This window comes from Nocardia nova (genome assembly GCF_002933465.1).
In the GTDB taxonomy this organism is placed as follows: Bacteria; Actinomycetota; Actinomycetes; order Mycobacteriales; family Mycobacteriaceae; genus Nocardia; species Nocardia nova_B.
The window spans coordinates 132,809-146,124 of sequence record NZ_PSZE01000015.1; the positions used below are offsets into that span (position 1 = coordinate 132,809).

Genomic DNA, 13,316 nt, shown 5'->3' on the forward strand with positions numbered 1-13,316 from the left:
ACGAACGATGTACGCCACTGCGCGTAGTGTGATCAGGGTAATACCGACGATTTTCGTCCGCAATAGATTATCTAAACAAACTGGATACACTCATGGATCGTGCGAAAGGAGCGGCTCACAGTGGCCAAGACGTCGCGGTCCGGTCCAGGCCGGCCGAGAGACCCCGAGATGGAAGAGCGAGTCGTGCTCGCGGCACTGCAGGAGTACGGGCGCACCGGGTGGAGCGGCTTCACCATGGACGCGGTGGCGCGCCGCGCCGGTGTCGGCAAGTCGACTCTGTATCTGCGCTGGCCGTCAAAGGAAGCCCTGATTCGTCACGCGATCGAACAGCACTCCAAACCGCTCACCCTGACCGACAGTGGCTCGTTGCGCGAAGACATCACGGCGCTGGCCACCAACCTGATGCGCTACTTCCTCGATCCCGCCGGATGGGCGTCGGTACGCATCACAATGGATGAAGCCGCCGAGCACACCGGCCTCGACGACGTGCACGGGTACCTCGTGACCATGCACAGCGAGGCCGCATCCGCCCTGTTCCAGCGCGCGATCGAGGGCGGCGAACTCAGCGCCGACGCACCGATCCCGACCCTCACCGAGGCGCTCTACGGCACGGTGCTGATGCACATCCTCACCCTCACCACACCCGAGCGCGCCGCCGCCGCCGAGCACATCGAACAGGACGTGGCGCCGATAGTCGAACTGCTGCTCGCGACCGTCGCGGCCCACGCCACCGATACCGTATGACCGGAGCTGGATGAGCTGTATTCGCTAGACTCGAGGCATGGCTGCGACGTGTAGGACGAGATGCGCGACGACAAGGCGATCCGCGTGACGACGACGGACAGGTTCGCCGTCTCGGAGCGAAATCGTTTGCGTCCCAAGAAGATGCCCGACATGATCGCCAATCGGGTGCGGGAGATGATCGCCCGAGGTGAGGTCGGCGACGGCGAATGGCTGCCGACCGAACCCGAGCTCATGGCGACCTTCGGTGTCTCGCGGCCGACATTACGAGAGGCGTTCCGCCTGCTGGAGGCCGACTCGCTGGTCACCATCCGGCGCGGCCCGCCGGGAGGCGCGCGGGTGACGATTCCCGGCCCGGAGGCCGCCGCGTCACAGTTCGGACTGCTGCTGACGCTGTCGCACACCAGCATTCAGGATGTCTACGAGGCCCGCATGGTGATCGAGCCCGCGGCGGCGCGCACCCTGGCCGAACGCGGCAATGCGACCGCCCGCAAAGCACTTGCGGCGGAGGTGAAACGGCTGGCACAGCTGGTCGATTCACCAGAGGATTTCGCCTCCGCGACAGTGCAATTCCATCGGAAACTGGTCGAACTGGCGGGCAACAAGACCTTGGCCACGGTCGTCGGCATGCTGACCGAGATCCTCACCCGTCACATGGCCGAGGCGGTGCGCGACAGCCCGCGCCACCGAGCCGAACTGGCCGCATCCGACGAGCGCGCCGTGCGCGCCTACCAGAAATTGGTCACCCTGATCCAGGCCAAGGACGGCGAGGGCGCGGAGAAGTTCTGGATCAGGCACATGAAGGCGGCGCGGGAGTACGTATTGAATGTCGACGACACCACACAGGTCGTCGACCTGCTGTACTGACCTCGAACGCTCGGCATTCACCTCACCGAATCGACCCCATGAATAGAGATTATCTATACAATCTCTATTCAAGTAAGTCGGATAACACGCCACCGGTCGATCCCTCGACATTCCCGAACACTCGGCCGTGGCCCGGCGTCCGAGGTCCATTCCTGCCTATGAAAGCCAGGCTCGCATGCACAACACGATCAGCGCAGCCCCCATCACCCACCGGACCGGCACCGCCCGCACGTTGGGTCAACTCGCGCTGGCGTTCTCCCCCTGGGCTCCCGCACCCAAGCCGCACGCCGCACGTGACATCACCGCGCAGTGGCTCACCTCGGTCTTCGCCGACCAGGCACCGGGGGCGGTCGCCGAACATGTCGCCGACGCAGACGGGCACACCGGCACCACCGACCGGAGGCGCATTCGCGTCACCTGGAACCGAGCCGGCGACACGGCGAGCCTGCCGACGTCACTGTTCGTGAAATCCACGCCGTTGACCGGTAAGAACCGGGCCATGGTGGCCGCGCTGGACATGGCGGTCAACGAGGTCAACTTCTACCGGACCGCCCGCGCGGCCCTCCCCGGCGACACCGCGCCGCACGCCTACGCCGCACATGCCGGCGGCGGGGCACGCCATCTGCTCCTGCTCCAGGACCTCGTCGCCGACGGATGCACCCCCTACGCGATGGCCGACACCTGTTCGGCCGAACACGCCGAGGGCGTGATGCGCGCCCTCGGATATCTGCACGCCGCCTTCTGGGACAGCCCTCGGTTCGCGAGCGACCTCTGCTATGCGCCGAGGCAGTTCAACCGCGTCGGCTTCGGCCTGCTGCTCTGGCAGTTCCGCCGCGTGCGCACCGCGCTGCTGCGGTCGCAGGAGCATCAATTGCCGCCGGCGGCGCGCCGGATGGCGGAGATCGTCAACACCCACGACCGGCAACTGCACGCGCGCTGGGAGGAAGGGCCGCTGACCCTGATCCACGGAGACTCCCACCTGGGCAACACATTCGCCACCGCCGACGGTAAGGCCGGTCTGCTGGACTGGCAGGTCGTGGGGCAGGCGCCTGGAATGCGCGAGGTGTCCTACTTCCTCACCCACTCCGTCGAAACCGACCTGCGCCGCACCCACGAGAAAGACCTGCTGCGCTGCTACTTGGAAACCCTGTCCGAACAGGGCGTGACGGACGCCCCGACCTTCGATCGGGCGTGGGAGGACTACCGATACTTCGCCTTCGACGCCTGGGACTCCGCAGCAATCTGCGTACTCTGGCCGGGACTGCAAACTCCGGCGAATGTCGCCGCGGCGTTCCGGCGCGCGAACGCCACCGTCGAGGACCTCGAGGTCGACAAGGCTCTTCGCGCGGCGCTCGACTGAGCGAGGGCGGAGTTTCGGCTCACGTCACCGTGTACAGGTAGACCACGACGAAGACCAGCACTATCCCGGCCACACAACCGGCGACAAGCCGGATCGTCTCGCTGCGCAATCGCGGATCCATTGTGGCGCACCACCATTCGAATTGTGCCGTTACGGGATGTAGGGACTGTCGTGACCGGTCACCGCACGCAGCGTCACGAGCGGGACTATGAGCGTGAGGAAGAAACTGACCTGGAAGACGACGAACCAGGCACCGAAGCGGGCCAACTCGAAGCGCCAGCGTGGAATGGTCACCTCGTAGTCGAGGCGCGCGTCGTACTCGGCGTCCGTCCCGCGACGCACCTGCGCCGTGGCCGCTCCAGGGCCGGCGGCCCCGGCCGGGACGGTAGCGGTCGCGACCGTGGGCACCTTGGGCCGGGTGAAACGGTCGAGCCGCATGAACCGTTCCATGTGGTTGAGCGACCGGACCGGCGACTTACCGGCCCAGTACGCGATCAGGTTGGGCCAGAACGTCATCAGCAGGATCGGCCACATCAGCGGCAGCCGCCCGCCGCCGGCCCATTCGATCACCGGACCGAATCCGGGATCGTAGGTCCACCAGCCCATGGCGGTCGCGATGCCCTCGGCGAACACATCCCAGACATAGTTGACCGGCAGCGCCAGCACCGCGATCGAGGTCAGCAGGCTCCATCCGAATTTGCGCATGAGCAGCTGCCCGAGCAGCAGCACGGCGATCGCGTGCACCGTCCAGTAGACCGCGTACGCGAACGGCATGAACAGCGGATCGATAGGCGTCTTCACTGGCAGCCATTCCAACAGCGAATGGTGGGCGAAGGTGGGACTGTAGATCAGATGCTGCCCCCAGTCGCCCATGGTCTCCATCCAATACACCAGCATGCTGTTGGACAGGAAGAGGAAACCCCAGGTGAGCCGCCGGCGCCGCACACAGTCCAGAACCGCAGCCACGATGACCAGCGTGGCGGCGATCGGAATGACCCAGTTGAAGAACCAGACACCGCCGGGATCGAGCAGCGCGGGCGGCGTGGGCCCGGCGAGGATGGTCATGGTTCGGCCTCCAGAGCGCGGTTGACGCGATGAGTATAGATACAATAGATCATATAGATCCATGGTTTGATAACCTGACGTTCGACCGAATAGGTCCCCATCGAGGACTTCAGCCCGGCTGACCGTCCAGTGCGAAATCTCTTGTCACAGGTCGAATCTCAGGCGCGACGGACCGTCGGCGCAATTGCCCGGCATTGTCACTGGATCATGAATGCGCGCAGCATATTTCGGCTCGATGGCGCCGCCGTGGCGCCGACGTAGAGAGTGTCGCCGACGATGGCCGGCGATGACGTCACGATGGTGTCGACCGGATAGGCGCACAGCTGGGGACCGGTGTGGGCGGCCGTAGGCCAGGTGACTGGGCCCCGATTGCGGGTCCACGACCGGTCGTGCGCTGTCGGTGAACTTGCAGTAGAGGGCCGGCTGACCGGCGAGGTCGAATTTCAGCGTGATCGACTTCTTCGGCTGCATACCGCTCCCCAAAGTCAGCTTCATCGGGGCTGCAGAGGCAACCGCTGCCGTGAACAGCGATCCAGCCGGAATGTCGGCTGGCGACAACGAGAGTCGGGTCCGGCCGCAGCACCCACCACCGGATTCGCGGCGGTCGTCGGAGCGGGAGCGGGCGACGGCCGTCCCGAACATCCGGCACCGGGCAACGGTATGAGGACCAACAGCACAGCGGCAACGGGGCGCGGGTTCCTGCGACGAGTCGCCTTACGTTGATCCTCACGCGCCGAGTGAATCATCCGCGATCGGTCATGTCTGTCCGACGTTCGCTCGACAGCGCTCATACGAATGGGTCTGCGCTGCCGTCGTCGCCAAGCACCCCGAAGGTCCTCCCGTGCTCACCGACCTGATCCAGGCGTGCCGGCGCGCATCCCGGCCCGCTTCAAACACCGATGGTGAGCCACATTTGTCGGAATAGTCAAGGACCGCTCGGAACCAGCGTTCACCCTCGGTGACACCACTAAGCCAACCACGCGCGTCCACCAGCGTTGCGGCTGCGAGCCCGACTTTTGACAACTTTGTCAAACGATGACACCGTAGGTGCATTCGAAAGGAGTCTGAGATGACTGAACTTCCGTCGGCTCGACCCACTGGCTGGTTCCAGATCGCTTGGTCCACCGATCTCGGGAACGGCAACGTCAAGGCCCTGCACTATTTCGGCACCGAACTCGTCGCATTCCGGGGAAACGACGGCCGCGTCCGGGTCCTCGACGCTCACTGCCGGCATTTGGGCGCTCATCTGGGGCACGGCGGGTGCGTCGTCGACAACGATATTCAGTGCCCCTTCCACGGGTGGATGTGGAACGGCGACGGGCGCAATACGCACATTCCGTACCACGACAAGCCGAACCGGGTCCGGCGCGTGCGGGCGTGGCCGGTCGCAGAGCGCAACGACTCGATCTACATCTGGCACGATTCCGAGGGCAGACCGCCGAGCTGGGAAGTCCCCGAAGCATTCACCGCGCTGGGCAACCACATCGCGCGCGTCGATTATTTTCCGCTCACCGAACAGGCTCGGTCGCGGCACGCCCGAGTTCACGTCCATCCTCAGGTGATCGCCGAAAATGCCGTCGACCCTTGGCATTTCAGGTTCGTGCACCACACTCCTCACGCTCCGGTCGTGCTTCGCGAGACGGTCGCGGGTGCGACCTGGCAGTCCAAGGTTGGATTCGGCCGCCGCTGGAGCGACGGTGTGGACAGGCCCGAGGATACGTCGAATACGATCGAAATCCTGTGGTCGGGCATCGGCCTGAGTTTCAACGGCGAGGTCACCGCCGACGGAATCCGGGTCATCGCGATCTGCCCGACACCGGTCGACGACACCACCACCGACATCTTCGCGACGTACTGGATAGACAAGGACCACGGGCGATACGACGAGCGCCTCGCCCAAGCCAAACTGGCCCTGCCCGACGACATCGCGATCTGGGAACACCAGAAGTACATGGATCCTCCGGGTCTGGCCCCCTCCGAAGCCGCCGGCTTCCGGCGCCTGCGTACGTGGGCGGCCGGCTTCTACCCAGAGACGGCGCACGCCGATCCGAACTCCGCCGCCGCGCCGGTATGAGCGTGCAACCGATGGCCCGCAAGGCGTCGGAAACCAGGGGCGAGAATCCGGGAACCAAAGCGGAGAATACGCGCGCGGCCATATTGGATGCGGCGCGCGAATCCTTCGCACAACGCGGCTACTCCGGGACATCGATACGCGATATCACCGACGGCGCCTGCGTCGCCCGCGCCGGGTTCTACTACTACTTCCCCGACAAGCGGGCGGTATTCGTCGAACTCGGAACGGCCACCTACCGGGATGCCTTCGATGCGGCGGCATCGTTCACCGACAGCACGACAACCGCATCCCAGGCGGGCATCGCCCGGTGGACCCGGGAGTACTTCGCCTATCTCGACCGCCACGGGGCCTATCTCATCCGGTCCGCCGAGGACGCGCCCGAGGACCCGGAGTTCCTGGCCGCGGTGCGAGTCCTGCAGACCCGCATCGCCTCGCTGCTGGGCGCGGAGATCCGCCGGCTCGCGAACCGGCCGGTGTGGTCGGCCGCCGCCACAGGTCTGGCAATCACGGCAATGATGGAGCGCACGTGGTTCCTCACCCACCTCGGAAGCTACCCGCTACGGCGAAACGAGGCGGTCTCCGCCATCGCGTCACTGCTTTTCGCCTTGATCGCCGTGCCGGCGCCGGACGAGAAGTAGGAGTGCATTCATGCCGTCGAGCGCGGAACTGACCTCGGCCCGAGCCGTGCGTGATATCGACCTGGAGGTGATCGAGGCCGTCCGCGAAACGGCGGATGCGTCCACGATCGTGTTCGCCGGGGGCGGCCGGTCGCTGCGCTGGAAGCCCGGCCAATTCCTCACTGTGCGGGTGCCGGACGGACAGGAGTGGATCGCGCGGTGCTATTCGCTGTGCACCTCACCCGATACCGACGAGCCACCGGCAATCACCGTGAAAAGAATCCCGGGCGGGCGCGGATCCACCTGGATGGTCGAATCCCTCGCGGTGGGCGATGTGATCCGGGCACTGGTCCCGGCCGGTCGCTTCACCCCGGGCGACCTCGACTCGGACCTGCTGTTGCTGGGCGGCGGAAGCGGAATCACCCCTCTCATGTCCATCATGAAGTCGGTATTGCACGCCGGGACAGCCACTGTCACCTTGTTCTACGCGAACCGGGGCGAGAACGACGTCATCTTCGCTCGCGAACTGACCGAGCTCGCCAGACAGCATCCGGATCGTCTCGTGATCCATCACTGGCTGGACTCGGTACAGGGCTGTCCCGACCCACAACGGGTGGCGCGCGTGCTGGCGCCCTACGCCGACCGTGAGGTGTTCCTCTGCGGTCCCGGTCGGTTCATGGATACGGCCCGGTCGGCGCTGGGCACACTGGGTGTCTCACCGAAACAGGTGCACGTCGAACAGTTCTCGTCGCTGACCACCGATCCGTTCACCGGCGCGCCGGCCGATGTCGTCGCCCACGCCGGCGAGCACACCGCCACCGTCGAGGTGACCCTGGACGGCCGGCAGCACACGATGGCCTGGCCGAGATCGGTCAATCTGGTCGATCTGCTGCTCTCCGCCGGGGTCGATGTTCCCTATTCCTGCAGAGCCGGCGAATGCGGCTCCTGCGCGGCGACCCTCATCAGTGGCGAGGTCTCGATGGAGAACACCGTAGCTCTCGACGAGTCCGATATCGCGAGGGATATATCCTCGGCTGCCGCGCCCACCCGGCGTCCGAGGAAATCAGCATAGAGTTCTGAGCCGGACGCCCGAGCCTCGCGCCTCGTGGCTGTCGGCCGGCCATGGGATCCCCACCTTATTTCGACAAGGAAGCATGCTATGACCGCACTGTCTCGCACCAGCTCCAACCGATCTGCGGATATCGCGGCGCTCGCGCTGCGCGCCACGCTCGGACCGATGCTCATTTCACACGGCTGGAACAAGATCGCCGGCCCCGGCGGCATCGAGGGCACGACGCGCTGGTTCGACTCGCTCGGCCTGCAACCGGCCGCCGCACACGCCCGCGTGGCCGCCGCCGGCGAGATCGCCGCGGGCACGGGACTCGTTCTCGGACTGGCCAATCCGCTGCCTGCGGCCGCGACTGTCGGCCTCATGTCGGTGGCCGCGGCGACCGATCATCGGGGTAAAGGCTTTTTCGTATTCAAGGGTGGATGGGAGTACGTCGGCGTGGTCGCCGGGACTGCAGTGGCACTTGCCGGTCTGGGCCACGGCAGGTTCTCCGTCGACGGGCTCCGCGGCCGCCGACGCAGCGGGCTGCGGCCCGCCGTGACAGCAGCGGCGCTGGGCACCGCGGCGGCCGGGGCGTTGCTGAAGCTGTGCTACCGGCCCGCGCCGGTAGACATCGCGGCGGCAGACGTCGATCCGGCAGATTCCTGAGCCGGACCCCGGCCGCCTCGGACACCACTCGACACCGGTGAATTTTTAGTAAGATAATTGTGTTCATCTTGCTGATGAAGACAGATTACTGAGTTAGGCTACGCCGGTGTTCAAGGCCAAACTCGGTGTCCGAGGCCAAATTTTGTCCATCGCGCTGGTGCCGAGCCTGGCACTGTTACTCGTCGGGCTTTGGGTTGCCGCCTCGCTGCTGTTACAGGGTCGCCATGCCGAGAACTGGGCGGCCGAGATCGACCGCAATACCGCGCCCGGTATGGAGTTCGCCGTCCAAGCGCAGAACGAACGACGACTGACACTGCTCGAGATCGGCGGCGGCGCGCAACATGCGGGCGAGCTCACGGCCCAGCGGGCGCGCGTGGACGGCGCGATCCAGACAATCATCGCCGCCGGTCAGCGCATCAGCAGCCTCGACGGCAGCTTCAACGGCGCCCTGGACGCGGCTCGGTCGCTCACCTCCCAGCTACCGGCCGTCCGCCAGCGCGCCGATGCCGGAACATTGTCGGCCGACGAGGCGTACTCCTATTTCAACCGGCTCACCCAGGTGGCCGCGGGGGGCATGGAGCTGCTGGCCAGAGCGGCGCCGACCTCCGAGACAGCGGCCGAGGAATCCAACGGGGCCAGGCTTTTTCACATCGCCGAGGCGATGTCGAAGGGCAATGCGCTGGCCGCGGCCGCGGTCACCGGCAACGGCCTCTCGGCCGAGCAACTCCTGGAATACAGTCGCCAGATCGGCTTCTACCGAAGCGAGATCGCCAATATCGAACCACAGCTCAACACCCGGGCGCAAGCGTCCGTGCGGGCCCTGATCAACAGCGAACCGTGGCGACGGCTCGCGACAATGGAGGACGCCCTCATACAACGAGGCGTCTCCCAGCAATCTTCCTCGGCATCCATCGGCAGGATCAAGGACGCGAGCGAGCCCGCTCCTCTGCCCCTGAGCGTCGCCGACTGGCAGGATGCGGCTACGCAGGTCGGCAATTCGCTGATCGACCTGTGGCAGACCCAGAACCACTACGCCCTGCGGTCGGCGGCCGATCACGGCAATGTCACCGCCCGCAACTCGCTCCTGGGCGGCGGGGCCGTGCTGGTGATCTCCGTGGCCGCCTTCCTGATCGCGGCATGGCTGGCGACCCGCACCATCCGGCGCCTGCGCCGGCTACGTCATGAGACGCTCGCTCTCGCCGACGACCAACTGCCCCGGATCACCGAACGGCTCCAGGCGGGCCGCACGGTCGACCTCGACACCGACGTCGTCCGGCTCGATTTCGGCACCGACGAGGTCGGTCAGGTTGCCGATGCGTTCAACCGCGCGCAGTTGGAGGCCGTCACCGCGGCGGTCTCGGAGGCCAGAACCCGGACAGCGGTCAACGCGCTGTTCCTCAATATCGCCTATCGCAGCCAGCTGGTGATCCACCGCCAGCTGGAAGTACTCGACCAAGCCGAACGCGAACTAGAGGATCCCGTCCAGCTGGAGCTGCTGTTCAAACTCGATCACCTCGCCACCCGGGAGCGGCGCAACGCGGAAAATCTCATCATTCTGAGTGGGGGTCAGCCCGGCCGCCAGTGGCGCAACCCGGTCCCGCTGCTCGACCTGGTGCGTAGCGCGGTCGCCGAAACCGAGGACTACGCCCGCGTGCAGGTCGTCCGTGCCCCCGACGGATCGGTGGCCGGCACCGCGGTGGCCGACCTCATCCACCTGCTGGCCGAGCTGATGGACAACGCGACGTCCTTCTCACCGCCTGGGTCCAAAGTCGAAATCAGCGGCAACGTCGTGGGTAAGGGCATTCTGGTCGAGGTCTCCGACCAAGGCCTGGGCATGGCTGCCGAGGATATCCAGCGGGTGAACGAAACCCTTTCCAACCCAGTGGATTTCAGCGTGGCGAACCTGTCGGATGATTCGCGGCTCGGACTGTTCGTGGTCGCACTGCTGGCGGCCCGGCACAACATCTCGGTGCGGCTGGCCGAATCACATTACGGCGGCATCCGAGCCATCGTGGTCATCCCGTCCGAGCTGATTGCCACCGAGACGGCGACGAACGATCATCGGCCGGCCGGCCGGGTCACCCCGCTCGCGCCGTCCACCACGGCCGAACCCATCGGGCCCGGTGATACCTGGCAAGCCGACGTACCGGTGGCCCCCGCCGCGGTTGCGCGCGGCGATCTCGCACCGGACCCGAAGGAGCCGGCGCACCGCCCGGCACCCCCGGACCAGTACCCCGGGGCCTACCCGGCGCAGGACCCCGCCTTCGCCCCCGCCGAACCGAGCGCGGTATCGCCGTCGTTCCAGAATCCGGTCCCTGTCCGCCCGCACGGCGGCGACAAGCCGCCGCTGCCGCGCCGGCGCCGCCAGCAGAGCCTGGCACCGGAACTCGCCCAGGCACCGGCGCCGTCCATGCCCCGGGACGGCGGAGCCGACGGCCCGCAGCGCCCACGGTCGGCCGATCAAGCACGAAACCTGATGTCGGCCATCGAGAACGGCACTCGCCAAGGCCGCCGGCGGCGGCCCGATACCACCCCCTACGAACCCGAAGGCTCCCAATGACGACATCTACCCGCACCCTCGACTGGCTCCTCGACGACCTCGTCGCGCACATTCCCGGCGTCCGCCACGCCGTCGTGCTGTCCACCGACGGTCTTCTGCTCGGCCGCTCCACCGTCATGCCGGTCGAAGACGCCGAGCACTTCGCCGCCATGGCGGCGACTCTGCACGGCCTGGCGCGCAGCGCCGGGCACCGCTTCACCGGCGGCAATGTCCGCCAAACCGTCATCGAACTCGACCATGCCGTCATATTCGCCACCGCGGCCGGGCCCAATGCCTGCCTGGCGCTGCTCACCGACGAGACCGCCAATATGGGCATGGTCGCCTACGAGATCAACCAGACCGTGCACCGGGTGGGCACCCATCTTTCCGCCGCACCCCGCCAGGGCTTCGACCACAGGGGCGACGCGAACTCATGACCGGTCCGCGTGCCTCGTGGTACGAGGACGAGGCCGGACCCCTCGTACGCTCCTACGCCCTGACGCGCGGACGCACTCGCAGTCCACGACCCGACCTGGACATGATCACCCTCGTCCTGGCCGTCGACACCGCGGCGGATCTGCGCCGGCGCGAGCCCGAATACCTCGACATCATGCGCCTGTGCCAGGCGCCGCAGTCGGTCGCCGAAGTCTCTGCCACCCTGCGTCTTCCACTGATGGTGACCAAAATCCTGCTCAGCGATCTACTCGCCGACGGCCACCTCATCTGCCGGTCGGTATCCCCCGTGACCGACACCGGACTACACAACCTCGACCTTCTGCGAACGGTATTGGATGGCATCCACAACCTTTGACCCCGACGAACGGCCCACTCTCGCCGCCTCGGTGAAGATCCTCGTCGCCGGCGGCTTCGGCGTCGGCAAGACCACCATGGTCGGTGCCGTCAGCGAGATCGTCCCCTTGCGCACCGAGGAAGTCGTCACCGAACTCTCGCGCGATATCGATGATCTGTCCGGGGTCGAATCGAAAACGACCACGACCGTCGCCATGGACTTCGGTCGCATCACCCTTTCCCCCGAGTTGGTCCTCTACATATTCGGCACGCCCGGACAGGACCGATTCTGGTTCATGTGGGACGAGCTGGCTCTCGGCGCCCTGGGGGCTGTGGTGCTGGCCGATACCCGCCGGCTCGACAGCAGTTTCGCCGCCGTGGACTTCTTCGAGCGCCGCGGCCTGCCGTTCGTCGTCGGTGTCAATTGCTTCGACGGCGCGCCCCGCTACACGGCCGAGGACGTGCGCTACGCTCTCGACCTCGCCGATCACGTACCCGTCATGCTGTGTGACGCCCGCCATCGCGAGTCCGCCAAGGCCATGCTCATCACGTTGATGGAGTACCTCATCGGCAGGACCACGCGGCCTGCCGGGGCCCCGCACCCGATCCCGGCGTTCGACCGGGCCGCTGATACCCCGTGAGGACCGGTGGCCGGGGCCTGGGCCCGTGGCTACTGGACCGCGACTACTGGGCCGCGGCGCCGAGAACCAGGCTCACCAACTGCGAGCGCGAGGGCACCGGCCGGGCCGAATGCGGGTGTCGATGCCAATAGGGACTGTTGGCTCCCGGCATCGGCAACTCCAGCGTCCCGGTGTCCAGCGCGGTCACCCCCGCCCGTCGCAAACCGCGGCGTTCCGATTCCGCGACCGGCCGGTCCGGCGTGACGAACATCAGCCACTGACCGGGCCGGTACTCGAACACCGGGACCGCCCACCCCTTCGAGCGCGCCGCTGCTTCGATCGCCCGGCCGATACCTGAGGGCATATCCAGCGCACAGACCTGACGGCCCAGTTCGATCATCAGCCGCATGGCACCGGTCCACACCGAAGGGGACCACCGGGTAGTCCAGATTGTTGCCACGTCCACGTGAGCACACCGCCTGTCGAGTTCGGCCGTCGACACGCGGCACGTAACGCGGCCGCTCCTTCGTACCGCCCGCGCGACGACGGATCCGAGCTATATAGTACAATAGGTTTACTTAATTAACCGTATCGCTCGTCGTAGATACCAGGACGATCGACAGATGGCCTGTTGATGCGCTGAAGTTGTTGCGACGCAAGGAATGTGAGGACCTCGCACCATGGCCTTCGTAGTGACGCAGAGATGCTGCAATGATGCGAGCTGCCTGTCGGAGTGCCCGGTCGACTGCATCCGGCCCCGGCCCGACGACCCGGATTTCGCGACCGCGGAGATGCTCTACATCGACCCGCAGACCTGTATCGACTGCGGCGCATGCGCCGACGCATGCCCGGTCGACGCGATCTACTCCGAGGACGAGCTGCCCGAGGGCCTGCAGCGCTACACCGACATCAACTCGGGCTACTTCG

General features: G+C 66.3%; 15 protein-coding genes. 12 read left to right on the forward strand and 3 right to left on the reverse strand.

Translation table 11 applies throughout. From position 1 onward, the window contains the following. The first annotated feature begins 168 nt into the window (after positions 1 to 168). The 3 genes from C5E41_RS19245 (at position 169) to C5E41_RS19255 (ending at position 2,968) form a co-directional block, all read left to right on the forward strand. Positions 169 to 744, forward strand: a complete 576-nt coding sequence (locus tag C5E41_RS19245; protein ID WP_104377192.1) for a TetR/AcrR family transcriptional regulator — start codon at positions 169 to 171, stop codon at positions 742 to 744. Positions 745 to 804: 60 nt separating this feature from the next. After that, entirely contained in the window at positions 805 to 1,608 is an 804-nt protein-coding gene (locus C5E41_RS19250) for a FadR/GntR family transcriptional regulator (protein WP_104377193.1), read from the forward strand. 175 nt (positions 1,609 to 1,783) lie between these two features. Then, positions 1,784 to 2,968 carry a phosphotransferase gene (locus tag C5E41_RS19255; protein ID WP_104377194.1) on the forward strand — a complete coding sequence of 395 codons (1,185 nt, stop codon included), beginning with the start codon at positions 1,784 to 1,786 and terminating at the stop codon, positions 2,966 to 2,968. 19 nt (positions 2,969 to 2,987) lie between these two features. On the opposite strand, the gene C5E41_RS36230 is transcribed toward C5E41_RS19255, so the two are convergent. Continuing rightward, complete coding sequence (locus tag C5E41_RS36230) at positions 2,988 to 3,089, reverse strand: DUF7156 family protein (RefSeq protein WP_439956426.1); 102 nt, start codon at positions 3,087 to 3,089, stop codon at positions 2,988 to 2,990. 29 nt (positions 3,090 to 3,118) lie between these two features. Continuing rightward, positions 3,119 to 4,033, reverse strand: a complete 915-nt coding sequence (locus tag C5E41_RS19260; protein ID WP_181063313.1) for a hypothetical protein — start codon at positions 4,031 to 4,033, stop codon at positions 3,119 to 3,121. 1,069 nt (positions 4,034 to 5,102) lie between these two features. Here C5E41_RS19260 and C5E41_RS19265 point away from each other — a divergent pair. The 8 genes from C5E41_RS19265 (at position 5,103) to C5E41_RS19300 (ending at position 12,410) form a co-directional block, all read left to right on the forward strand. Continuing rightward, positions 5,103 to 6,107 (forward strand): aromatic ring-hydroxylating dioxygenase subunit alpha, encoded by a 1,005-nt coding sequence (locus C5E41_RS19265; RefSeq protein ID WP_104377195.1) that lies wholly within the window; start codon positions 5,103 to 5,105, stop codon positions 6,105 to 6,107. Next, complete coding sequence (locus tag C5E41_RS19270) at positions 6,104 to 6,745, forward strand: TetR/AcrR family transcriptional regulator (RefSeq protein WP_258081073.1); 642 nt, start codon at positions 6,104 to 6,106, stop codon at positions 6,743 to 6,745. Before C5E41_RS19265 ends, C5E41_RS19270 begins: the two co-directional genes overlap by 4 nt. 10 nt (positions 6,746 to 6,755) lie before the next feature. Further along, complete coding sequence (locus C5E41_RS19275; protein WP_258081074.1) at positions 6,756 to 7,796, forward strand: ferredoxin--NADP reductase; 1,041 nt, start codon at positions 6,756 to 6,758, stop codon at positions 7,794 to 7,796. 87 nt (positions 7,797 to 7,883) lie between these two features. Continuing rightward, on the forward strand, positions 7,884 to 8,441 hold the full coding sequence (locus C5E41_RS19280; RefSeq protein ID WP_104377196.1) for a DoxX family protein: 558 nt from the start codon (positions 7,884 to 7,886) through the stop codon (positions 8,439 to 8,441). 106 nt (positions 8,442 to 8,547) lie between these two features. After that, positions 8,548 to 11,001 (forward strand): sensor histidine kinase, encoded by a 2,454-nt coding sequence (locus tag C5E41_RS19285; RefSeq protein WP_104377197.1) that lies wholly within the window; start codon positions 8,548 to 8,550, stop codon positions 10,999 to 11,001. Continuing rightward, positions 10,998 to 11,417, forward strand: coding sequence for a roadblock/LC7 domain-containing protein (locus tag C5E41_RS19290; protein WP_104377198.1), 420 nt, complete (start codon positions 10,998 to 11,000; stop codon positions 11,415 to 11,417). Before C5E41_RS19285 ends, C5E41_RS19290 begins: the two co-directional genes overlap by 4 nt. Further along, positions 11,414 to 11,791: a DUF742 domain-containing protein gene (locus C5E41_RS19295; RefSeq protein WP_104377199.1), complete on the forward strand. Its 378-nt coding sequence runs from the start codon at positions 11,414 to 11,416 to the stop codon at positions 11,789 to 11,791. Before C5E41_RS19290 ends, C5E41_RS19295 begins: the two co-directional genes overlap by 4 nt. Further along, complete coding sequence (locus C5E41_RS19300; protein WP_104377200.1) at positions 11,772 to 12,410, forward strand: GTP-binding protein; 639 nt, start codon at positions 11,772 to 11,774, stop codon at positions 12,408 to 12,410. Before C5E41_RS19295 ends, C5E41_RS19300 begins: the two co-directional genes overlap by 20 nt. Before the next feature lie 43 nt (positions 12,411 to 12,453). Here C5E41_RS19300 and C5E41_RS19305 read toward each other — a convergent pair whose 3' ends face one another. Next, on the reverse strand, positions 12,454 to 12,855 hold the full coding sequence (locus C5E41_RS19305) for a hypothetical protein (RefSeq protein WP_146097605.1): 402 nt from the start codon (positions 12,853 to 12,855) through the stop codon (positions 12,454 to 12,456). A 214-nt stretch (positions 12,856 to 13,069) separates the two neighbouring features. Between C5E41_RS19305 and C5E41_RS19310 the strand changes: the two genes are divergently transcribed. Beyond that, the coding region (locus C5E41_RS19310) for a 4Fe-4S dicluster domain-containing protein (RefSeq protein ID WP_146097606.1) at positions 13,070 to 13,316 on the forward strand (247 nt) is incomplete at its 3' end.

Bases quoted from the DNA above. Each gene is read 5' to 3' on its own strand.
- C5E41_RS19255 (WP_104377194.1), top strand. From the start codon at position 1,784: ATGCACAACACGATCAGCGCAGCCCCCATCACCCACCGGACCGGCACC.
- C5E41_RS19280 (WP_104377196.1), top strand. From the start codon at position 7,884: ATGACCGCACTGTCTCGCACCAGCTCCAACCGATCTGCGGATATCGCG.
- C5E41_RS19265 (WP_104377195.1), top strand. From the start codon at position 5,103: ATGACTGAACTTCCGTCGGCTCGACCCACTGGCTGGTTCCAGATCGCT.
- C5E41_RS19275 (WP_258081074.1), top strand. From the start codon at position 6,756: ATGCCGTCGAGCGCGGAACTGACCTCGGCCCGAGCCGTGCGTGATATC.
- C5E41_RS19295 (WP_104377199.1), top strand. From the start codon at position 11,414: ATGACCGGTCCGCGTGCCTCGTGGTACGAGGACGAGGCCGGACCCCTC.
- C5E41_RS19245 (WP_104377192.1), top strand. From the start codon at position 169: ATGGAAGAGCGAGTCGTGCTCGCGGCACTGCAGGAGTACGGGCGCACC.
- C5E41_RS19270 (WP_258081073.1), top strand. From the start codon at position 6,104: ATGAGCGTGCAACCGATGGCCCGCAAGGCGTCGGAAACCAGGGGCGAG.
- C5E41_RS19250 (WP_104377193.1), top strand. From the start codon at position 805: ATGCGCGACGACAAGGCGATCCGCGTGACGACGACGGACAGGTTCGCC.
- C5E41_RS19300 (WP_104377200.1), top strand. From the start codon at position 11,772: ATGGCATCCACAACCTTTGACCCCGACGAACGGCCCACTCTCGCCGCC.
- C5E41_RS19290 (WP_104377198.1), top strand. From the start codon at position 10,998: ATGACGACATCTACCCGCACCCTCGACTGGCTCCTCGACGACCTCGTC.
- C5E41_RS36230 (WP_439956426.1), bottom strand. From the start codon at position 3,089: ATGGATCCGCGATTGCGCAGCGAGACGATCCGGCTTGTCGCCGGTTGT.
- C5E41_RS19260 (WP_181063313.1), bottom strand. From the start codon at position 4,033: ATGACCATCCTCGCCGGGCCCACGCCGCCCGCGCTGCTCGATCCCGGC.